Genomic DNA, 21,481 nt, shown 5'->3' with positions numbered 1-21,481 from the left:
TTACATGCGCTCCAGAGTTTCCAGGCCGAGCAGTTGCAGACCTTGCTTGAGGGTGCGCCCGGTCAGCGCTGCCAGACGTAGGCGGCTTTGTTGCTGCTCGGGCGTCTCGGCAGCCAGGATCGGGCAATTTTCGTAGAAGCTGGAGAACAGGCCTGCCAGGTCGTACAGGTAGCTGCACAAGACGTGTGGCGTGCCCTTGTCGGCTACGTTGTTGAGAATTTCCCCGAACTGGGCCAGGCGCGCGGCCAGGTCCTGCTCGTGAGGCGCTTGCAGCACGATAGTGCCTTCGACTTCGTCAAAGCCCTTGCCCAGCTTGCGGAACACCCCGGCCACACGGGTGTAGGCGTACAGCAGGTAGGGGGCCGTATTGCCTTCGAAGTTGAGCATCAACTCGAAGTTGAAGCTGTAGTCGCTGGTACGGTGCTTGGACAGGTCGGCATATTTCACCGCACCGATACCCACCACCTCACCGATGCGACGCAGGTCGTCTTCGGGCAGGCCTGGATTTTTTTCCTTCACCAGCGCATACGCACGGTCCTTGGCTTCGTTGAGCAGGTCGATCAACTTGACCGTGCCGCCGTCACGGGTCTTGAACGGGCGGCCGTCGGCGCCGTTCATGGTGCCAAAGCCCATGTGCTCCATCTGCATCGGGTGCCCGAGGAAGCCGGCGCGGCGAGCGACTTCGAATACCTGGTTGAAGTGCAGCGCCTGGCGTTGGTCGACGAAATAGAGGGCGCGATCTGCCTTGAGCACATTGCTGCGGTAGCGCACCGCGGCAAGGTCCGTGGTCGCGTACAGGTAGCCACCATCGGCCTTCTGCACGATCACGGGCAGCGGTTCGCCTTCGCTGTTCTTGAACTCCTCCAGGAACACGCACTGGGCACCCTGGTCTTCGACCAACAGGCCCTTGGCCTTGAGTTCGGCGACGACATTGGCCAGGTCATCGTTGTAGGCGCTTTCGCCCATGACGTCGGCCATGGTCAGCTTGACGTTGAGCAGTTCGTAGGTCTTCTGGCAGTGCGACAGCGAGATGTCCTTGAACCGTGTCCACAGGGCCAGGCAGTCAGGGTCACCCGCCTGCAGCTTGACCACCAACCCGCGCGCGCGCGTGGCGAAGGCTTCGGATTCGTCGAAGCGCTTCTTGGCCGCACGGTAGAAGTTTTCCAGGTCGGAGAGTTCGTCGCTGGTGATGGGGTTTTCTTCGAGGTATGCCAGCAGCATGCCGAACTGGGTGCCCCAGTCGCCTACGTGGTTCTGGCGGATCACCTGGTCACCCAGGAACTCGAGTACCCGCGCCACGCTGTCGCCGATGATGGTCGAGCGCAGGTGACCAACGTGCATTTCCTTGGCGAGGTTCGGCGCCGACAGGTCGACCACCACCTTCTGCGCAGGGCCAGCCTTGCGCGCGCCAAGCCGAGGATCGTCAAGCGCTGCGTCCAGGCGGGCGGCCAATGCAGCGGTGTTTTGGAAGAAGTTCAGAAAGCCCGGACCTGCGATCTCGACCTTGCTGATGTCGGCGCTGGCCGGCAGGGCCTGGATCAGTTTTTCGGCCAGGTCACGCGGCTTCATGCCGGCCGGCTTGGCCAGCATCATGGCAATGTTGCTGGCGAAATCGCCGTGGGTCTTGTCCCTGGCGTTTTCCACCTGGATCGCCGGCGACAGCCCGTCAGGCAACACACCGTCGTTGACGAGTTGGGTGAGGGCTTGCTGGATCAGCTGGCGAATGGTGTCTTTCATAGGAATCTCTTTTCGACCGCAAGCGCGGCGGGCGCCTGGATGCGCTGGTGGAAAAACTGGGCATTATCCGTGGCTGGGCGCGCGTTGCCAACCTTTGGCAGGCACGTGGCCAGGCACGGGGCAACTTGAAAGCCTTCGCTGGGTCCTGATGCAGCCTCGCCGCGCGCGGCGTGGCGCTTCAAACGTGCCTTCAGTAAAGATCCACCGGGTCGACGTCTATCGACCAGCGTACCTGGCGCCCGCTTGGCAGTTGCTCCAGCACCAGTAGCCAGGCGCTGATGAGGCGGTGCAGAGGGGCACGGGTACTGGCCTGCAGCAACAGTTGTGCGCGAAAGCGCCCCGCTCGGCGCTCCATGGGCGCCGGTACCGGGCCAAGCAGTTCGATGCCGGGCAGGCGCTGCTGCGCCATCAGGCGCTCGGCCGCTGTGCAGGCTTCATCCAGAAACGCCTCGGCCTGCCCCGGCTTGTGCGCTTCGGCGCGCAACAGGGCCAAGTGCGAAAAGGGCGGCAAACCGGCGGCGCGGCGTTCGTCGAGCGCCTGTTTGGCGAAGGCAAAATAGCCCTGCTCGGTCAGTTGAACCAGTAAAGGGTGGTCAGCCAAGTGCGTCTGGATGATGACCTTGCCGGGCTCTTCCGCCCGTCCTGCACGGCCAGCGACCTGTACGATCAATTGGGCCATGCGTTCACTGGCGCGGAAGTCCCCGGAAAACAGACCGCCATCGGCATCGAGAATGGCAACCAGCGTTACCCGGGGGAAGTGATGCCCTTTGGCGAGCATCTGCGTGCCGACCAACAGGCTTGGCTGGCCGCGTTGAATGGTTGTGAACAGTTGGTGCATCGCGTCCTTGCGCGAGGTGCTGTCGCGGTCCACGCGCAGCACGGGATAATCCGGGAACAACACCTTCAGGCGCTCTTCGGCGCGCTCGGTGCCGGCCCCGACAGGGCGCAGGTCCACGTGCTTGCATTGTGGGCAGTGATGCGGCAGCCGCTCGTCGTAGCCGCAGTGGTGGCAGCGCAGCACGCCGGAGCGCTGGTGAACCGTCATGCGCGCATCGCACCGCGGGCATTCGGACAGCCAGCCGCAGTCGTGGCATAGCAGGGTAGGCGCGAAGCCACGGCGATTGAGGAACACCAGTACCTGTTGTCCCGCCTCCAGGGTCTGGCCAATGGCCTGCTGCAGGGGGCCGCTGATGCCGCTGTCCAGCGGCAGGCTTTTCACGTCCAGGCGCAACATGCGTGGTGCACGCGCACCGCCTGCGCGCTGGGTCATGTGCAGCAGGCGGTAGCGGCCGCTCACGGCGTTGTGCAGGGTTTCCAGGGAGGGCGTGGCCGAGCCAAGCACGATCGGCACGTTCTCCTGATGCGCGCGCACCAGCGCCAGATCCCTGGCGTGGTAGCGCAGGCCCTCCTGCTGCTTATAAGAGCCGTCGTGTTCCTCGTCGATGATGATCAGGCCCGGGTTCTTCATGGGCGTGAACAAGGCCGAGCGTGTGCCGATGATGATGTCTGCCTCGCCGTCACGCGCCGCCAGCCAGGCATCGAGGCGCTCACGGTCGCTGACGTTCGAGTGCACGAGGGCAATGCGGGCGTTGAAGCGCTGCTCGAAACGCGCCAGTGTCTGCGGCCCCAGGTTGATCTCCGGGATCAATACCAGGGCTTGCTTGCCTGCTTCGAGCGTTTCACGAATCAGTTGCAGGTAAACCTCGGTCTTGCCGCTTCCTGTGACGCCCGCCAGCAGAAAAGCGCCGAACTGCCCGAAACCGCCGAGCACGGCATCGAAGGCATCACGCTGTTCTTCGTTCAGGGGCAATTCCGACTGCGCCAGCCAATGCTCACGCCGTTCGGCCGGGCGCTGACGGCGTATTTCTACGCACACCAGCTCTTTGGCCAACAGCAGGTCAAGGCTGTCCTTGTTGAGGTTGAGCTTCGACAGCACGCTGTGGGCCACCCCATGCGGGTGCTGAGCCAGGGTCTTGAGCGCATCGCGTTGGCGAGGTGCACGCGCGATGCGCGGGTCTTCAAGGCGAGCGCCCGGCGCTGCGTGCCAGAAACGTTCCTGGCGCATCTCGGCAGGTTCACCCTGACGCAGCAGGGTGGGAAGCGCCCAGCTCAAGGTGTCACCCAGGCTGTGCTGGTAGTACTGGGCGGTCCACAGGCACAGCTTGAACAGCGAGGCTGGAATGGGCGATACCAGGTCGAGCAAGGCGCTGGCCGGCTTGAGCTTGTCAGCCGGCACCTCGCTTTCGGCACACACTTCTACCAGGACGCCGATCATCTCGCGCCGCCCGAACGGCACGCGCAGGCGCATGCCAGGCATCCATGTCTGGTTCGCCATGCCGACCGGCGCCTTGTAGTCGAACAGGCGGCGCAGCGGGGAGGGCAGGGCAAGGCGCAGGATGACGTCGGGCACGCTAAAGGTCTCGGGGGGCGTTTCAGAACTGGCGAGCCTAGCAGACGACGGTCGGTACAAGCGACAACTTGCGCTGGCGCCATGCTCTGGTATTATTTGCCGCCTAATTACGTGCGGTATTCAACAATTGGTGTTGGGTGGCGGCACGCAGCTCGAGGAAGTGACCATGAAAGCTGATATCCATCCGAACTACGAAGCAGTTGCTGTCACCTGCAGCTGCGGCAACAAATTCGAAACCCGTTCGACCCTGGGCGATACCCTGTCGATCGACGTATGCAACCTGTGCCACCCTTTCTACACCGGTAAGCAGAAAGTCCTGGACACCGGCGGCCGCGTACAGAAGTTCGCCGATCGCTTCGGCATGTTCGGTGCCAAGAAAGGCTGATGTGCGTGGCGAACCCTTCGGGTTTCGCAGCGTTGCAGAGAAAAGCGCCCCTTGTGGGCGCTTTTTTTATGCTCGTTTGCTGGGCATCCCAGGCGCTGGCTTTCTGCCCGCCCCCGGCACGTGCGCAATGGGTCGCCGTACGGCATGTGGTCGATGGCGACACCGTGCGCTTGGTCGATGGCCGCAGTGTGCGTCTGATCGGGATCAATGCCCCCGAAATCGGCCGCAAGGGGCAAGCGGATGAACCTTTCGCCCAGGCTGCCCGAAAACGCTTGCAAGCATTGATCAAGGCCAGTGACGGGCGCGTTGGCTTGGTACGCGGTAAGGAAGCCAAAGACCGGTACGGTCGCACGCTGGCCCACCTGTACAGCCGTGAGGGGCATAACGTTGAGGCGCAGCTGCTCAGCGAAGGCCTTGCATACCGTATCGCCTTCGCACCCAATACTGAGCTCAGCCGCTGCCAGCAAAGTGCCGAGTCAGTTGCGCGTCAGGCGGCTGTCGGTGTGTGGAAGCGCTCACCGGTGGTGCCCGCCCATGTAGTGCGCAAGCCAGGTTTTGCGCTGGTGTCAGGCCGCGTCACCGCCATCGAACGGAGCCGCGCGGGCATTCGAGTGACCCTCGACAGCGCCGTGACGCTTCATATACCCGCTCGTCTGCGCCGTGCATTCCCCACAGGTTTCTTCGATAACCTCAAGGGGCAAAAGGTCGAGGCCAGGGGTTGGATTCGCAGTGCATCACGTAAGGCTTCCTACACGTCGGGTCAGCGACGCTGGCAGCTGACCCTCACAGACGTCAGCATGCTCGACCGTGTGCAGAGATAAAAAATGTAGACATTTCTACAGCAGATTGTACACACTGAAGCCTGCATGCCCCGTGGGTTGTAGCATAAAGTCTTAGGCTAGAGGCCTTGACACGAGTGACCGGCCAGTCTTGTGACGGCTGGACTCTTTGCGTATCCTCGGCGGTCCGTCAGAACAGCCAATAGCGGAATGCCCAACATGTCAGACCTGAAAACCGCCGCTCTCGAATATCACGCTCACCCTCGTCCAGGGAAACTGAGCGTCGAGCTCTCCAAGCCCACCGCCACCGCCCGTGACCTCGCCTTGGCTTACAGCCCAGGTGTGGCAGAGCCTGTGCGCGAGATCGGTCGTGATCCGGAGCTGGCCTACAAGTACACCGGCAAAGGCAACCTGGTTGCCGTGATTTCCGATGGTACTGCCATTCTCGGTCTTGGCGATCTGGGTCCGCTGGCGTCCAAGCCTGTCATGGAAGGCAAGGGTGTTCTGTTCAAGCGTTTCGCCGGTATCGACGTGTTCGACATCGAAGTCGAGTCCGAGAGCCCGCAGGCGTTCATCGATACCGTACGCCGCATTTCGATCACCTTCGGTGGCATCAACCTTGAAGACATCAAGGCGCCAGAGTGCTTCGAGATCGAACGCACCCTGATCGAGCAGTGCGACATTCCGGTCTTCCACGATGACCAGCACGGCACCGCCATCGTTACGGCCGCCGGCATGATCAACGCCTTGGAAATCGCCGGCAAGACCCTCGAAGACGCCAAGATCGTCTGCCTGGGCGCTGGTGCAGCGGCCATTTCCTGCATGAAGCTGCTGGTCAGCATGGGTGCCAAGGTCGAGAACATCTTCATGATCGACCGCAGCGGCGTTATCCACGCTGGCCGTGACGACCTGAACCAGTACAAGGCGCAGTTCGCGCACGCGACCGACAAACGTACCCTGGCCGATGCCCTCGAGGGTGCTGACGTGTTCGTGGGCCTGTCCGGTCCGAACCTGTTGAGCGCTGAAGGCCTGAAGTCGATGGCCGCCAACCCGATCGTGTTCGCCTGCTCGAACCCCGATCCCGAGATCGCCCCTGAGTTGGCCCATGCCACGCGCGACGACGTGATCATGGCCACTGGTCGTTCCGACTATCCGAACCAGGTCAACAACGTACTGGGCTTCCCGTTCATCTTCCGCGGCGCGCTGGACGTTCGAGCCAAGCGTATCAACGAAGAAATGAAGATCGCCGCTGCCATCGCCCTGAAAGACCTGGCCAAGCAGCCGGTTCCCAAGGAAGTGTGCGAAGCCTACGGTGTGGAAGGCCTGGAATTCGGCCGTGAGTACATCATTCCCAAGCCGCTGGATGCACGCCTGATCACTGTCGTCTCCGACGCCGTGGCCAAGGCTGCCATCGAGTCGGGCGTCGCTACGCTGCCGTATCCGAAGCATTACCCGCTCAAGAACGTTGACGACGTGTTCAACGGCTGATCGTTGTTCTGCACTGACTAACCCGGCTGTCATGGCCTGATGCTGTTTACGTAGGGCCGCGAAGCGGCCCCAACGATATCAAGACAGCATCAAGCCATGACTGCCGGGTTTTTTCATGGCTGGACAAACGAAGGGTTCGCGGAAAATCGCCGGCATCGCGCCGTAATGCCAGGGCCGCGTTGCAGCCCTGTCAGGGTGCCGGTTGGATATCAGAAGAGATCCATGGGCGTTGTTTCATCGGCTGGAAGCGGGCTACCCGGTGCAGTCCCGTTACCCAGTTCATCCACCGAGGGTGGAGAGTCCTCCGCCTTGAACAGCTCGAAATAGGCATTGGGCGTACTTGCCGAGGCAGCACGGCCACTGACCGGATCGACCCGCAGGCTCAGGATGCCTTCAGGCTGCGCAGGCGGGTGCTCCGGCCGGCCTTGCAAGGCAGGGCCCATGAAGCCCATCCAGATCGGCAGTGCGGCAGTGCCACCGTATTCCCGACGACCCAGGGTTTCGGGCTGATCGAAACCAACCCATACCGTGGTCACGTAGTCGGCGTTGTAGCCAGAGAACCAGGCATCCTTGGATTCGTTGGTGGTACCGGTTTTGCCTGCCAGGTCGGTGCGTCCCAGTGCCAGCGCTCGGCGGCCCGTACCGCGTTTGATGACGTCCTGCAGCATGCTGGTGAGGATGTAGGTGGTACGGCCGTCGATAATGCGCTCGGCCACTGCCGGGGCTTGGGGTGCGGGTGTCTGATCGAACGAGCCGGCGGGCTCACCAGGAACCTGCCCAGTGCTGATGGGCTGCTCGGGAGCGGCCAGCCCGGCGTTGTCTTCCGAACCCTGGGGAACGCGTGGCGGGTTGGCCGTGAACAGCGTCTCGCCATTGCGGCTCTCGATACGGTCGATGAGGTAGGGCGAGATTTTGTAGCCGCCATTGGCGAATGTACTCCAGCCAGTGGCGATTTCCATCGGCGTCAGGGTGGCGGTACCCAGTGCCAGCGATAGGTTACGGGGCAGGTCCTGCTTGTTGAAACCGAACTTGGCGATGTAGTCGATGGTGCGGTCGATGCCCATGGCCTGCAGCAGCCGGATCGAAACCAGGTTACGTGACTTGTACAGGGCTTCGCGCATGCGAATCGGGCCGAGGAACGTATTGGTGTCGTTCTTGGGGCGCCAGACCTTGTCCACCGACTCGTCGACGAACACGATCGGCGCGTCGTTGACCAGGCTGGAAGCGGTGTAGCCGCTGTCGAGCGCTGCGCTGTAGATGAAGGGCTTGAAACTCGAACCAGGCTGGCGCTTGGCCTGCATGGCACGGTTATAGTTGCTCTGCTCGAACGAGAAGCCGCCGACCAGTGCACGGATGGCGCCGCTGGTCGGGTCCAGGGTGACGAGTGCGCTCTGTGCACTAGGCACCTGGCTGAATTTCAATGACCCGTCATCCAGGCGTTGCAGGCGCACCAGGTCGCCCACTTGGGCAACGTCTGCCGGCGACTGAGGCGCACGGCCCTGGGCATTGGTGTTGATGAACGGACGTGCCCACTTCATGGTGTCCCAGGCCACGGTCTGTTCCTTGCCGTTGCGGGTCAGCACCTGAAGGCCGGTCTTCTCGACGCGGGTAACGATGGCCGGTTCCAGTCCACCCAGTGTGCGCTGCCTGGCCAGTTCGTGGGTCCAGGCCGCCACGGTGCGCCCAGGGAATCGGGCCTCGGGGCCGCGGTAGCCATGGCGCTGATCGTAGTCGGTCAACCCCTTGAGCACCGCCTTGTTGGCGATTTCCTGGGTGTCGCTGGGTACAGTGGTGGTCACGCGCAAGCCTTCGGTGTAGGCGTCGCTGCCGTAGCGGCCGACCATCTCGGCGCGGGCCATTTCGGCGACGAAGGGCGCATTCACCTCCGGCGTGGGCACGTGATAGCGGGCGTTCAGCGGTTCGGCCAGGGCGGCCTGGTAGCTTGCCTCGTCGATCTTGCCGAGCTTGTACATGCGGCCCAGGATCCAGTCACGGCGCTCCTTGGCGCGGACCGGGTTGGCCAGCGGGTTGAAGCGTGACGGCGCCTTGGGCAGGCCCGCGATCATCGCCATCTGCGCCAGGCTCACGTCACGGATCGACTTGCCGTAGTAAACCTGGGCGGCGGCATCGATGCCGTACGCGCGGTTGCCCAGGTAGATCTTGTTCACGTACAGCTCGAGAATTTCGTCCTTGGTCAGCTCGCGCTCGATCTGCAGTGCCAGCAGAATCTCGTTGGTCTTGCGCGAGAAACTGCGTTCGCTGGTCAGGAAGAAGTTCTTCGCCACCTGCATGGTGATAGTGCTGCCACCGGTCTGGATATGGCCGGTCTTGACCAGCTGTGTGGCCGCGCGCATCAGGCTGCTGGGGTCGACGCCATAGTGGTTGAGGAAATTGTCGTCCTCGGCGGACAGAAGTGCCTGAATGAACTGTGGCGGAATCTCCGAGAAGCGGATCGGAGAGCGGCGCATTTCGCCAAATTCGGCGATCAGCTTACCGTCGCTGCTGAACACCTTGAGGGGGATCTGCAACTGGATGCTTCTGAGCGAATCGACCGAAGGCAGGTTGGGGCTAAGATACAGAAACGCACCGCTCACACCGAGTACGAGCGCGCAGATGGCTGCGACGGAAGACCACCAGAAGAACTTAAGCAGACGTATCAAGGCTTTTCGGTGTCCAGGTTGTGAATGGATTGCACGCAGGCCCGGCGGGCCGGAAAACGCCGGGCATTATAAGCATTTTTCGCCACGCCGGGGTTACCGCCCGGGCTGCTCGTCGTCTGGCGGCGGCCGGATTCAGGGAACGCCCCAGGGGGTATCGAGCGCAGGGAGGCCGCGATGCTTGGACGCTTTAGCAGGGATGCCGGTTCATTTACAGGGATTGAAATCGTCGAGAATGCGGTGCGGGTGGTTCAGTTGCGCAAACGCAAGCGGGGCTTTGAGGTGCTGTGCCAGACACAGGAATCCTACCGACAGCCAGCGGCCACCACCTGGATGGCCCAGCCAGCACATGCCGCAGCTGCGCTGCGGCGCGCCTTCGAACGTCACGGTCTACGCCAGCATCGAGTGGCCATGGCGCTGCCAGCCGACCAGGTGATCTGCAAGCCGACCTGCCTGCCGCTTCAGGCTTGTGAGGAACAGATCGAAGCGCAATTGCTCGCCGAAGCCGAGCGGCTACTGCCTTTTGCACTGGATGACCTGGCCATGGATTTTCATGTACTGGGCCCCAGCCTTGATGAGCCCAACAGTATCGACGTGATGGTGGCGGCTTGCCGGCAAAGCACGCTGGCACTGGTGCAATCGATGGTGACGCAAGCGGGGCTACAACTCGAGGCCGTGGAGGTCGACACGGTCGCCCTTACCCGCCTGTTACCGTCTGCATTTTCGGATCAGGCAGCCTTGTTGCGGATTGATCGGCAAAACATCGTGCTGCATCGCTGGCAACCCAAGGGCGTCTGCCAGCGATGGGAGTGGACGGCGACTGAACCCATGCGGTCGGGTGAGTTGTCAGAGCAGGTTGCTGCGGCGCTCGTGTCGCAGGGCCTGCCGGCCGACCTGTGGGTGTCAAGCGGCGACTGCATGACCCATCGGCACCTGCAAGCGATGAGCGAAAGGCTCAACGTACATTGCCGGCCGTTACCTGCACCCGGCGGGCTCGAATGTCTCGGCGGCCCCATGCTGCTTGCCAGCACGCTGGCGGCAGGAGGGTTGCGGGCATGATCCGGTTCAACCTGCTTCCTTGGCGCGAGCGGCAGCGGCAAGCGGCCATTCGGCGCTTTCGCAACCAGCTATTGGCAAGCGCATTGGCGGCCCTGTGCGCCGTGACGACGGTCGATCAGTTGGCGCGTCAACGGGCCCACTTGCAGGCGGCCGATAACAAGCAGCGAGCGGCTGAATTGACGGCCCTGGGTGAGCCGGCAGCGTCTAGGGCACAGCTGCAGGACCAGCACGCCACGTCGTCGAGCCAGCTTTCCCGGTTTGAGACGCTGCGCGCTGAGCAGCGCATTCTGGAGGGGTTGTTCACGGACCTTGAGCGCGCCCTGCCAACCACTGTGCAGTTGTTGGGCCTGCAATTTGAAGACAGACACTTGCAGATAACGGGCCTGGCTCCCTCTGGCGCCGTGATCGCCCAATTCATGCGGGACCTGGATCGCTCGGGCATGTTGATCGACCTGCAACTTAAGCAGATCAAAAGCCTGCCCCGTGCCGATCAGTTCCTGCTGACGGCACGCGTCGCTGCGTCCTGGTCATGAAACTGCAGACGGTCTTTGAGCGAGCGGCGGCGTTCGGGCAGTCCGCGCGGGCCAAGAGCCTGGCGCCGGTGCTGCTTGCCTGTTGCCTGTTCATCTTGGGCTGCGCAATACGCCTGCCCGCGGCACTGCAGCAAATGGACCGGGAGCAGGCCAGGGCCCAGGCGCTGGATGAGCGGCAATCGGCCTTGAATGCAGAGCGCGCGGGGCTCGACAGTCTGCGCGCCGCGGTGGCTGAGGCCGAGCAACGCCTGCAGGTGGCCCTGTGGAGCATGGCCGCCGGCCAGGACATGAGCGACCTGGTGGATCACATCGCGGCGTTGGGCCGCGCCCACGGCTTGCTCATCGAGCTGCTGCGGGTGCAAGAGGCGCAAACCCACGGTGATTACCAACAGGTGCCGCTGGAACTGCGGGTCAAAGGCGAGTATGCCGGCGTGCGGCAATGGTTGTTCGAGTGGCTTGGCCAGGCTCGGCTGCTGCGCACTGGCGACATGAGCCTGGAACCTGTCACCGGGCAGCCTGGCATGGTGCAACTGCGGCTGCAGGTCGATGCCTTCCAGGCAACCGTCCCAACGCTGCCGGCACAGGCATTGGCCCAGCTGCCGGCACGCATGCCCGTGGCGGCACCGCACGTCGACCCATTCAGGCCGCAGCAGGACCAACTGCCTGATCGCGGGCTGGCAAGCGTGCCGCTGTCGCAGGTGCGCATGGTTGGCAGTCTGTCGCGGGCGCAGGCTCACGAAGCGCTGTTGATGGCAGCCGGTAGGGTTCATCGGGTAAGCCTGGGTGACCGGGTCGGGCGCGATCAAGGGGTCGTTGCGCATATCGATCCGGGTCAGGTGGAAATTCGCGAACACTGGTTCATGGACGGTGCATGGCACGAGCGCGTTGCGTTTATCTCTATGGCAACACCTGCGGGCAAGGAGGCCCTGATCCTGGATGAGCAAGACATGGAAATGGCTACTCGCAACCCTGCTGTTGCCGTTGACGGCAATGGCCGCCCCCTACCAGGGTGAACGGCTGTCACTGAATTTTCAGGATGTCGAGGTACGCGCCGTGCTGCAGGTGCTTGCCGACCATGCCGGTATCAACCTGGTCGCCAGCGACGACGTCCAAGGGAGCGTCACCTTGCGGCTGGAAGATGTCCCCTGGGATCAAGCGATCGACCTGGTATTGCGCAGCAAGGGCCTGGGTCGACGCCAGGAAGGCAATGTACTGCTGATCGCACCGCTTTCGACCCTGAACGCGCAGTCGTTCGAGGGCACCGCAAATTCACTCGACGTGCAACAACAGCCCATGCGTCGAGAACTGATGCGTATCCACTATGCCAAGGCCGCAGATTTGTCCGAGCTGTTGTTGGCGAGCCTGTCTGAGGACGGCATCCTTGCCGGCAGGGGCAGCCTGGGTGTGGATGAGCGTACCAACACGCTGGTTGTCCACCAGCCGGCGAATCGACTTGCCGAGATTCGGCAACTGATCGCCCAGTTGGATGTGCCCGTGCGTCAGGTCGCGATCGAAGCCCGTATCGTGGAGGCCAATGTCGACTACCAGAAAGGCCTGGGGGTGCGATGGGGCGGCGACCTGTACAGCAACGAACTAAGACCGGGCAAGGACCTGTTTGTAGACCTGGGCGTCGAGCGGGGCGGCAGCAGCCTTGGCGTTGGTCTGTTGCGCGGCGACGTGCTCCTTGATCTTGAGCTCAGCGCCATGGAAAAGAGCGGTGAGGGGGAGATCATCTCGCAGCCCAAGGTAGTGACCGCTGACAAGGAGACGGCGCGGATACTCAAAGGTACCGAGGTGCCTTACCAGCAGTCCAACAAGAACGGCGCGACGACTGTGTCGTTTCGCGAGGCTTCGCTTTCACTGGAAGTAACGCCGCAGATCACGCCCGATGACAGTGTCGTCATGACCGTGAGAGTGACCAAGGACGAACCTGACTATGTCAATGCCCTGAATGACGTCCCGCCCATTCGCAAGAACGAGGTCAATGCCAAGGTCAGGGTCGAGAACGGACAGACGATCGTGATCGGAGGCGTCTACTCGACCACGCAAAACAATGTGGTGGACAAGGTGCCATTTCTTGGCGATCTGCCGTATGTTGGACGGCTGTTTCGACGCGATGTACTACAAGAGAAAAAATCCGAGCTGCTGGTCTTCCTGACTCCGCGTATCATGAGTGACCAGACGATTGCTGTGAGTCGTTGATTCTGTGCGAAATTTGATACTTGTGGGGCCCATGGGTGCTGGTAAAAGCACCATCGGGCGCCTATTGGCCAAAGAGCTGCGCCTGCCATTCAGGGATTCCGACAAGGAAATCGAACTGAGGTGCGGTGCCAACATCCCGTGGATCTTCGACAAGGAAGGCGAGCCGGGTTTCCGTGACCGCGAGCAGGCCATGATCGCCGAGTTATGCAGCCTCGATGGCGTGGTCGTTGCCACAGGCGGCGGGGCTGTCATGCGCGAGGCCAATCGCCGCGTGCTGCACCAGGGCGGCCGGGTGATCTACCTGCATGCCTCGGTCGAGCAGCAGGTTGGCCGCACCGCTCGGGATCGCAACCGGCCATTGCTGCGTACCGCCAACCCGGAGGCGACCCTGCGCGCCTTGCTCGAAACCCGAGACCCGCTTTACCGTGAAATTGCCGATCTGGTGGTGCAAACCGACGAGCGGCCACCGCGGATGGTAGTGATCGACATTCTCGAGCGCCTGCAGCAGTTGCCGCCCCGTTAGCCCGGGACTATTCTCGGCCTCCTGCGCCAAGGCGAGGTTCAACGATACCGCGTGGCTTGCCTGCCAAAGGCGCCGTGCACCAGCTCATTGTGGGGATACATGCAGACACTGAAGGTCGACCTGGGCGAGCGCAGCTACCCGATCTACATTGGCGAAGGCCTGCTTGACCAGCCTGAGTGGCTGACGCCGCATATCGCGGGCCGTCAGGTTGCCATCGTTTCCAATGAAACTGTGGCGCCGCTCTATCTGGAACGTCTGAGCAAGACATTGGGGGCTTACAGCGTACTGCCGGTGGTACTGCCTGACGGTGAGGCCCACAAGAACTGGGAAACGTTGCAGCTGATCTTCGATGGCCTGCTGACGGCCCGCCACGATCGGCGCACCACTGTCGTGGCGCTCGGTGGCGGCGTGATCGGCGACATGGCCGGTTTTGCCGCAGCGTGCTACCAGCGCGGTGTGGATTTCATCCAGGTGCCCACCACCCTGCTGTCGCAGGTGGATTCGTCGGTCGGCGGCAAGACCGGCATCAATCACCCGCTGGGCAAGAACATGGTCGGCGCCTTCTACCAGCCAAACGCCGTGGTGATCGACACCACGACGCTCGGGACGTTGCCAGCGCGTGAGCTGTCTGCCGGGTTGGCCGAAGTCATCAAATACGGCTTGATCTGTGACAAGCCTTTCATGGCCTGGCTCGAAGAAAATATGCCGGCGCTGCGCAGTCTTGACCCAGTAGCGTTGACCGAAGCCATCCGTCGCTCGTGCGCGGCCAAGGCAGCCGTCGTAGGGGCTGACGAGCGCGAGTCGGGTGTTCGGGCCACGCTCAATCTTGGCCATACCTTCGGCCACGCCATCGAAACCCATATGGGCTATGGCGTCTGGCTGCATGGCGAAGCCGTGGCAGCAGGTACGGCCATGGCGCTGGAGATGTCCATGCGGCTGGGCTGGATCACCCAGGCCGAACGTGACCGCGGCATCGGCTTGCTGCTGGAAGCAGGCTTGCCGGTGGTGCCCCCACAGGAAATGACTCCGGCGCATTTCATGGAACACATGGCGGTCGACAAGAAGGTGCTGGACGGCCGTCTGCGCTTGGTGCTGCTGCGCCAGCTAGGCGAGGCCGTGGTCACCGACGACTATCCCAATGAGATTCTTCAGGCCACGCTGTCGGCGGATTACCGCGCGATCGTGGCCCAGCTTTGAGGTTGTGACAGCGCAATGACCAGTTTGCACGCCGATGAGGCCTTTCTCGACCATTACCAACTGAGCCACGACCCGTTCGCACCACGCGTACCGGGCTTCAAGTTCTTCCCCGCCCAGCGCAAGCCGGTCCTGGCACAGCTGCACCACCTGGCCCGCTACAGCCACCTGATGCTGGTGGTCACCGGGCCTCTGGGCAGCGGCAAGACCCTGCTGCGCCAGGCGCTGGCGGCCAGCACCAACAAGCAGTCGGTGCAGAGCGTCGTGGTGTCGGCCCGCAGTGCCGGCGATGCTGCCAGTATTCTCGGCCAGATCGCGCAATACCTGGATGTGGCCGAGCCGCAGGTGCAGAGCATCCTGTCCAAGATGGTGCAACTGGCCCTGACTGGCCAGGAAGTGTATCTGCTGGTGGACGATGCGGAACAACTGGACGAGTCGGCACTCCAAGCGTTGCTGGAACTGGCGGCAGGCGTTCCCGAAGGGCGTCCGCATGTCTTCCTGTTCGGTGAGCCATCGCTGATCGCAGGGCTCGATGAGTTGAACATCGAGGAAGAACGCTTCCACATCATCGAACTTGCGCCGTACAGCGAGGATGAAACCCGCGAGTACCTCGAACAGCGCCTGGTGGGTGCCGGCCGGGGTATCGAGGTGTTCAGCCGGGAGCAGATCGCCGATATCCATGAAAATGCCGATGGGTGGCCTGGCACTATCAACCAGGTTGCCCGTGACACTCTGATCGAAGCCATGATCGCCAGCCGCACGACGGCAAAGCGACCAGCCATGGGGTTCAAGATGCCTAAAAAACACGTACTCGCGCTATCCGCCGTGGTCGTCGTCGCCGTGGCCGCGGCGGTGTTGATGCCCCGCAAGGGCGACAAGGCCCCTGAAGATGCACCCGCAGCCCAAGCCCAGTTGCCCCTTGGCGACGGCAATTCCAGCGCGTCAATCGAGTTCTCCGGCTCGTCCCAGCCCAAGCCCCTGCCGTTGGGCGGGCAGTCGCAACCGGTGATGCGTGAACCCTTGGCCCAGGCAGCAGGCATGGGCGAGGGCGAAGAGGGCAGCCCGGCGGGTGATACAGCGCTGCAACCGGGCAATCCGCCACCCACGGTCACCACCATCGCACCGCCACAAGGTGTGTCTGCTGGCCCAGCTCCGGCGCCTGCCCAGCCGGTTACCTCCACGGCCAAGCCGGCGGTCACGCAACAGCCCAAGCAGACCTCGCCGGCCAAGCCTGAGCCTGCACGTACCCAGGTGGCGGTGGCCAAGTCCGCGTCCAAGGCTGCCGAGAAACCTGCTGAAAAATCAGCGTCAGGTGGCAGCGGCAACAGCGCCTGGTACACCGGCCAGAAGCCAGGCAACTATGTAGTGCAAATTCTGGGGACCAGCTCCGAAGCGTCGGCCCAGGCCTTTGTGAAAGCCCAAGGTGGCGACTATCGCTACTTCCGCAAGTCCCTGCAGGGCAAGCCGCTGTACGTGGTCACCTACGGCAACTTCGCCAACCGCGATGCAGCGGTGGCCGCCATCAAGAACTTGCCAGCGAAGGTCCAGGCTGGTAAACCTTGGCCACGTACTGTCGCCAGCGTCCAACAAGAGCTGGCTTCGGCCCGCTGATACCTTCCGGGCAGCATCACCCCGCTGCCCTGTAGCCAAGCGAATTCTGGTTTTCGTCTAGCCTGCTGCGCCCAAGCGCGGCAGGCTTTTCTGTCCCGGGCTGTCGGCCACAAGCCACCCACGCAGCTCTGGCTGAATCGCTTCAGAGTCCAGTGAAGTCGCCACCTGGTTGGCGGCATCAATACATTCAAAAATGCGACATAAATTTTCAATGGTGAGACATGAAAATTTGTGAGTGTCGCTGTCGCTGTGCAACAATGGTTTTCCATGGCCACCGCAAAAAAGCTGGCGTTTGATCGGCGTGGATGGTAAGTGGTTGTTAAAAAAGAGATTTGCCTCCGTTGAGGGGTGAACCTGGTGAGAATGTGTCTATGAAAACAGGTCTGTACCATCCCGAAGAATTCAAGGACAACTGTGGTTTCGGCCTGATCGCCCATATGACGGGCGAGCCCAGCCACCACCTTCTGCAAACCGCCATGCAGGCGTTGACCTGCATGACGCACCGCGGCGGTATCAACGCCGACGGCAAGACCGGCGACGGTTGCGGGCTGTTGATGCAGAAGCCCGATCAGTTCCTGCGTGCCATGGCCCAGGAACATTTTGCCGTCGAACTGCCCAGGCAGTACGCCGTTGGCATGGTGTTCTTCAACCAGGACCCGATAAAGGCAGAAGCGGCTCGCGCCAACATGGACCGTGAAATCCGTGCGGCCGGCCTGCAGCTGGTGGGCTGGCGCAAGGTGCCGATCGACACCAGCGTGCTGGGCCGCCTGGCCCTGGAGCGCTTGCCGCAGATCGAGCAGGTGTTCATCGGTGGCGACGGCCTGAGCGATCAGGAACTGGCCATCAAGCTGTTCAGCGCCCGTCGCCGTTCGTCGGTAGCCAATGCCCATGACGCCGACCACTACATTTGCAGCTTCTCGCACAAGACCATCATCTACAAAGGCTTGATGATGCCGCGGGACCTGGCTGCGTTCTACCCGGACCTGAGCGACGAGCGCCTGCAAACCGCGATCTGCGTGTTCCACCAGCGCTTCTCCACCAACACCCTGCCGAAGTGGCCACTGGCGCAGCCCTTCCGCTTCCTCGCCCATAACGGCGAGATCAATACCATCACGGGTAACCGCAACTGGGCCATGGCTCGGCGTACCAAATTCGCCAATGACCAGATCCCCGATCTTGAAGAGCTTGGCCCGCTGGTCAATCGCGTCGGCTCAGACTCCTCGAGCATGGACAACATGCTCGAACTGATGGTGACCGGCGGGATTGACCTGTTCCGTGGCGTGCGCATGCTGGTGCCGCCAGCCTGGCAGAACGTCGAGACCATGGACGCCGACCTGCGCGCCTTCTATGAATACAACTCCATGCACATGGAGCCATGGGACGGCCCGGCCGGCATCGTGATGACCGAAGGCCGCCACGCGGTATGCCTGCTCGATCGCAATGGGCTGCGCCCGGCGCGCTGGGTCACCACCACCAACGGCTACATCACCATTGCCTCGGAAATCGGGGTGTGGGGCTATCAGCCTGATGAAGTACTGGCCAAGGGCCGCGTCGGGCCTGGGCAGATCCTGGCAGTGGACACCGAGACCGGGCAGATCCTCGACACCGATGCCATCGATGACCGTCTCAAGTCTCGTCACCCGTACAAGCGCTGGCTGCGTCAGCACGCCACGCGGATCCAGGCGACCCTGACCGACGACCAGGGTGTGGCCAGCTACGACGCTGACCAGCTCAAGCAGTACATGAAGATGTTCCAGGTTACCTTCGAGGAACGTGACCAGGTGCTGCGCCCCTTGGGTGAACAGGGCCAGGAGGCGGTCGGCTCGATGGGTGACGACACGCCGATGGCCGTGCTGTCGCAGCGCGTGCGCTCGCCGTACGATTTCTTCCGCCAGCAGTTCGCCCAGGTCACCAACCCCCCGATCGACCCACTGCGTGAAGCGATCGTGATGTCGCTGGAGATCTGCCTAGGCGCCGAGCGCAACATTTTCCAGGAGTCGCCGGAGCATGCCTCACGCGTCATCCTGAGCTCGCCCGTCATTTCGCCGGCCAAGTGGCGCTCGCTGATGAATCTGGAGCGTGACGGCTTCGAGCGTCAGTTGATCGATCTGAACTACGAAGAGGCCGTCGGGCTGGAAGCGGCTATCCGCAACATCGCCGACCAGGCCGAAGAGGCCGTGCGCGCGGGCAAGACGCAACTGGTGCTCAGCGACCGGCACATCGCACCCGGCAAGCTGCCGGTGCATGCTTCGCTGGCCGTAGGTGCAGTGCATCACCGCTTGACCGAGCAAGGCCTGCGTTGCGACAGCAACATCCTGGTGGAAACCGCCACCGCCCGCGACCCGCACCACTTCGCCGTGCTGCTGGGCTTCGGGGCCTCGGCTGTGTACCCGTACCTGGCCTATGAAGTGCTGGCCGACCTGATCCGCACGGGCGAAGTGCTGGGCGATCTGGACGAGGTCTTCAAGTACTACCGCAAGGGCATCTCCAAAGGCCTGCTCAAGATCCTGTCGAAAATGGGCATCTCCACAGTCGCCTCCTACCGGGGCGCCCAGTTGTTCGAAGCCATCGGCCTTGCCGAAGAAGTGGTCGGGCTGAGCTTCAAGGGTGTGTCGAGCCGTATCAAGGGTGCGCGCTTCGTCGATCTGGAAAGTGACCAGAAGCTGTTGGCTGCCGAGGCCTGGAGCGTGCGCAAGCCGATTCAGCAGGGTGGCTTGCTGAAGTTCGTCCACGGTGGCGAATACCACGCCTATAACCCCGACGTGGTCAACACCCTGCAAGCCGCCGTGCAGCAGGGCGACTTCGCCAAGTTCAAGGAGTACACCACGCTGGTCGACCAGCGTCCGGTGTCGATGATTCGCGATCTGTTGAAGGTCAAGGTGGCCGATCAGCCATTGCCGCTGGAGCAGGTCGAGCCGCTCGACGCCATCCTCAAGCGCTTCGATTCTGCCGGTATCTCGCTGGGTGCGCTGTCTCCAGAGGCTCACGAAGCCTTGGCCGAGGCGATGAACCGCCTGGGCGCGCGCTCCAACTCCGGCGAAGGCGGCGAAGACCCAGCCCGCTACGGCACTCTCAAAAGTTCCAAGATCAAGCAGGTGGCGACCGGCCGCTTTGGCGTGACCCCTGAATACCTGGTCAATGCCGAAGTGTTGCAGATCAAGGTGGCCCAGGGCGCCAAGCCCGGCGAGGGCGGCCAGCTGCCCGGCGGCAAGGTCAACGGCCTGATCGCCAAGCTGCGCTATGCCGTACCGGGCGTGACGCTGATCTCGCCCCCACCGCACCACGACATCTACTCGATCGAAGACCTGGCGCAGCTGATCTATGACCTCAAGCAGGTCAACCCGCAGGCGCTGGTTTCGGTCAAGCTGGTGGCCGAGGCAGGTGTCGGTACCATCGCCGCTGGCGTGGCCAAGGCCTATGCCGACCTCATCACCATCTCGGGCTACGACGGCGGTACGGGCGCATCGCCACTGACCTCGATCAAGTATGCGGGCGCGCCGTGGGAACTGGGCCTGGCCGAGACTCACCAGACCCTGCGCGGCAACGATTTGCGCGGCAAGGTCCGGGTACAGACTGACGGCGGCCTCAAGACCGGCCTGGACGTCATCAAGGCTGCCATCCTGGGTGCCGAGAGCTTCGGCTTCGGCACCGCCCCAATGATCGCGCTGGGCTGCAAGTACCTGCGTATCTGCCACCTGAACAACTGCGCGACCGGCGTGGCGACCCAGAACGACAAGCTGCGCAAGGATCACTACATCGGCACGGTCGACATGGTCGTCAACTTCTTTACCTTCGTGGCTGAGGAAACCCGAGAGTGGCTGGCAAGGCTTGGCGTGCGCAGCCTTGGCGAGCTGATCGGGCGCACCGACCTGCTCGAGGTGCTGCCGGGCGACACCGAGCGCCAGCACCACCTGGACCTGACCCCGCTGTTGGGCAGCTCGCACATTGCGGCCGACAAGCCGCAGTTCTGTGAAGTGGACAGCAACCCACCCTTCGACAAGGGCGAGCTTGCCGAGAAGATGGTCGAAATGGCCATGCCGGCTGTGCGTGACCAGGCCGGTGGCGAGTTCGCGCTCGACATCTGCAACTGCGACCGCTCCATCGGTGCGCGTGTCTCCGGTGAGATCGCCCGGTTGTACGGCAACCAGGGCATGGCCGGTGCGCCGATCACGTTCCGTTTCAAAGGCACTGCAGGCCAGAGCTTCGGCGTCTGGAACGCCGGCGGCCTGAACCTGTACCTTGAGGGTGACGCCAACGACTACGTCGGCAAGGGCATGACCGGTGGCAAGGTCACCATCGTGCCGCCGGCCGGCAGCCCGTTCGAAACCCAGCACAGCGCAATCGTCGGCAACACCTGCCTGTACGGCGCCACCGGTGGCAGGTTGTTCGCTGCCGGTACGGCGGGCGAGCGCTTCGCTGTACGCAACTCTGGTGCCCACGCCGTGGTAGAGGGCACTGGTGATCACTGCTGTGAGTACATGACCGGCGGCTTCGTCTGTGTTCTGGGCAAGACCGGTTACAACTTCGGCTCTGGCATGACGGGCGGTTTCGCCTACGTGCTCGACATGGACAACAGCTTCGTCGACAAGCTCAACCACGAACTGGTGGAAATCCAGCGCATCAGTGGTGAAGCGATGGAGGCTTACCGCAGTCACCTGGCGCGGGTTCTTGCCGAGTATGTGGATGAAACCGGCAGTGAGTGGGGGCGTGAGCTCTCCGAAAACCTGGACGACTACGTACGACGTTTCTGGTTGGTCAAGCCCAAGGCCGCCAACCTCAAGCAACTGCTGTCCAGCACCCGCGCCAACCCGCAGTAAACAGCTGCACGTGACCAACCCTGGGCGCTCGAACCGAGCAGCCCAGGGTTTGCCCGGCTCAAGTGATCGTCTTGCGGCTTGCAGCG

14 protein-coding genes are annotated in these 21,481 nt (G+C 62.7%); 11 read left to right on the top strand and 3 right to left on the bottom strand.

The window, feature by feature from the left end:
- Together argS and ACF8E5_RS07620 are read right to left on the bottom strand one after the other, a co-directional pair.
- The gene (gene argS, locus ACF8E5_RS07625) at positions 1–1,737 is read right to left on the bottom strand and encodes an arginine--tRNA ligase (RefSeq protein WP_058602910.1); all 1,737 of its coding nucleotides are present in this window, start codon (positions 1,735–1,737) and stop codon (positions 1–3) included.
- Positions 1,738–1,927: 190 nt separating this feature from the next.
- Positions 1,928–4,147: a primosomal protein N' gene (locus ACF8E5_RS07620; protein ID WP_196126253.1), complete on the bottom strand. Its 2,220-nt coding sequence runs from the start codon at positions 4,145–4,147 to the stop codon at positions 1,928–1,930.
- A 166-nt stretch (positions 4,148–4,313) separates the two neighbouring features.
- Between ACF8E5_RS07620 and rpmE the strand changes: the two genes are divergently transcribed.
- From rpmE to ACF8E5_RS07605, 3 genes are all read left to right on the top strand, one after another.
- A complete protein-coding gene (gene rpmE / locus ACF8E5_RS07615; protein WP_023532368.1) occupies positions 4,314–4,532 on the top strand; it encodes a 50S ribosomal protein L31 in 219 nt (72 codons plus the stop codon).
- Positions 4,532–5,353, top strand: a complete 822-nt coding sequence (locus ACF8E5_RS07610) for a thermonuclease family protein (protein WP_392475090.1) — start codon at positions 4,532–4,534, stop codon at positions 5,351–5,353. The genes rpmE and ACF8E5_RS07610 overlap by 1 nt, the downstream gene beginning before the upstream one ends.
- Before the next feature lie 177 nt (positions 5,354–5,530).
- Positions 5,531–6,799 carry a malic enzyme-like NAD(P)-binding protein gene (locus ACF8E5_RS07605; protein ID WP_058638201.1) on the top strand — a complete coding sequence of 423 codons (1,269 nt, stop codon included), beginning with the start codon at positions 5,531–5,533 and terminating at the stop codon, positions 6,797–6,799.
- Positions 6,800–7,008: 209 nt separating this feature from the next.
- Here the strand turns inward: ACF8E5_RS07605 and ACF8E5_RS07600 are convergent, their stop codons facing one another.
- A complete protein-coding gene (locus tag ACF8E5_RS07600; protein ID WP_078479275.1) occupies positions 7,009–9,459 on the bottom strand; it encodes a penicillin-binding protein 1A in 2,451 nt (816 codons plus the stop codon).
- Positions 9,460–9,633: 174 nt separating this feature from the next.
- Here ACF8E5_RS07600 and pilM point away from each other — a divergent pair, with 174 nt between their 5' ends.
- From pilM to gltB, 8 genes are all read left to right on the top strand, one after another.
- On the top strand, positions 9,634–10,515 hold the full coding sequence (pilM, locus tag ACF8E5_RS07595) for a type IV pilus biogenesis protein PilM (RefSeq protein ID WP_078479274.1): 882 nt from the start codon (positions 9,634–9,636) through the stop codon (positions 10,513–10,515).
- Positions 10,512–11,048, top strand: a complete 537-nt coding sequence (locus tag ACF8E5_RS07590) for a PilN domain-containing protein (protein WP_078479273.1) — start codon at positions 10,512–10,514, stop codon at positions 11,046–11,048. The genes pilM and ACF8E5_RS07590 overlap by 4 nt, the downstream gene beginning before the upstream one ends.
- Positions 11,045–12,061 (top strand): pilus assembly protein PilP, encoded by a 1,017-nt coding sequence (locus ACF8E5_RS07585; RefSeq protein WP_145254050.1) that lies wholly within the window; start codon positions 11,045–11,047, stop codon positions 12,059–12,061. The genes ACF8E5_RS07590 and ACF8E5_RS07585 overlap by 4 nt, the downstream gene beginning before the upstream one ends.
- Entirely contained in the window at positions 11,985–13,250 is a 1,266-nt protein-coding gene (locus ACF8E5_RS07580; RefSeq protein WP_058638117.1) for a type IV pilus secretin PilQ, read from the top strand. Before ACF8E5_RS07585 ends, ACF8E5_RS07580 begins: the two co-directional genes overlap by 77 nt.
- Positions 13,251–13,254: 4 nt before the next feature.
- Positions 13,255–13,773: a shikimate kinase AroK gene (gene aroK / locus ACF8E5_RS07575; protein WP_058638116.1), complete on the top strand. Its 519-nt coding sequence runs from the start codon at positions 13,255–13,257 to the stop codon at positions 13,771–13,773.
- A gap of 99 nt (positions 13,774–13,872) precedes the next feature.
- Positions 13,873–14,970: a 3-dehydroquinate synthase gene (gene aroB / locus ACF8E5_RS07570; RefSeq protein ID WP_058602920.1), complete on the top strand. Its 1,098-nt coding sequence runs from the start codon at positions 13,873–13,875 to the stop codon at positions 14,968–14,970.
- Positions 14,971–14,985: 15 nt separating this feature from the next.
- Entirely contained in the window at positions 14,986–16,578 is a 1,593-nt protein-coding gene (locus ACF8E5_RS07565; protein ID WP_326383314.1) for an AAA family ATPase, read from the top strand.
- A 371-nt stretch (positions 16,579–16,949) separates the two neighbouring features.
- Positions 16,950–21,395, top strand: a complete 4,446-nt coding sequence (gene gltB / locus ACF8E5_RS07560) for a glutamate synthase large subunit (protein WP_392475089.1) — start codon at positions 16,950–16,952, stop codon at positions 21,393–21,395.
- Positions 21,396–21,481: the final 86 nt, after the last annotated feature.

Source organism: Pseudomonas sp. WSY_20 (assembly GCF_043104335.1).
Classification (GTDB): domain Bacteria; phylum Pseudomonadota; class Gammaproteobacteria; order Pseudomonadales; family Pseudomonadaceae; genus Aquipseudomonas; species Aquipseudomonas parafulva_B.
This window is presented reverse-complemented; position numbering and strand designations above follow the sequence as displayed.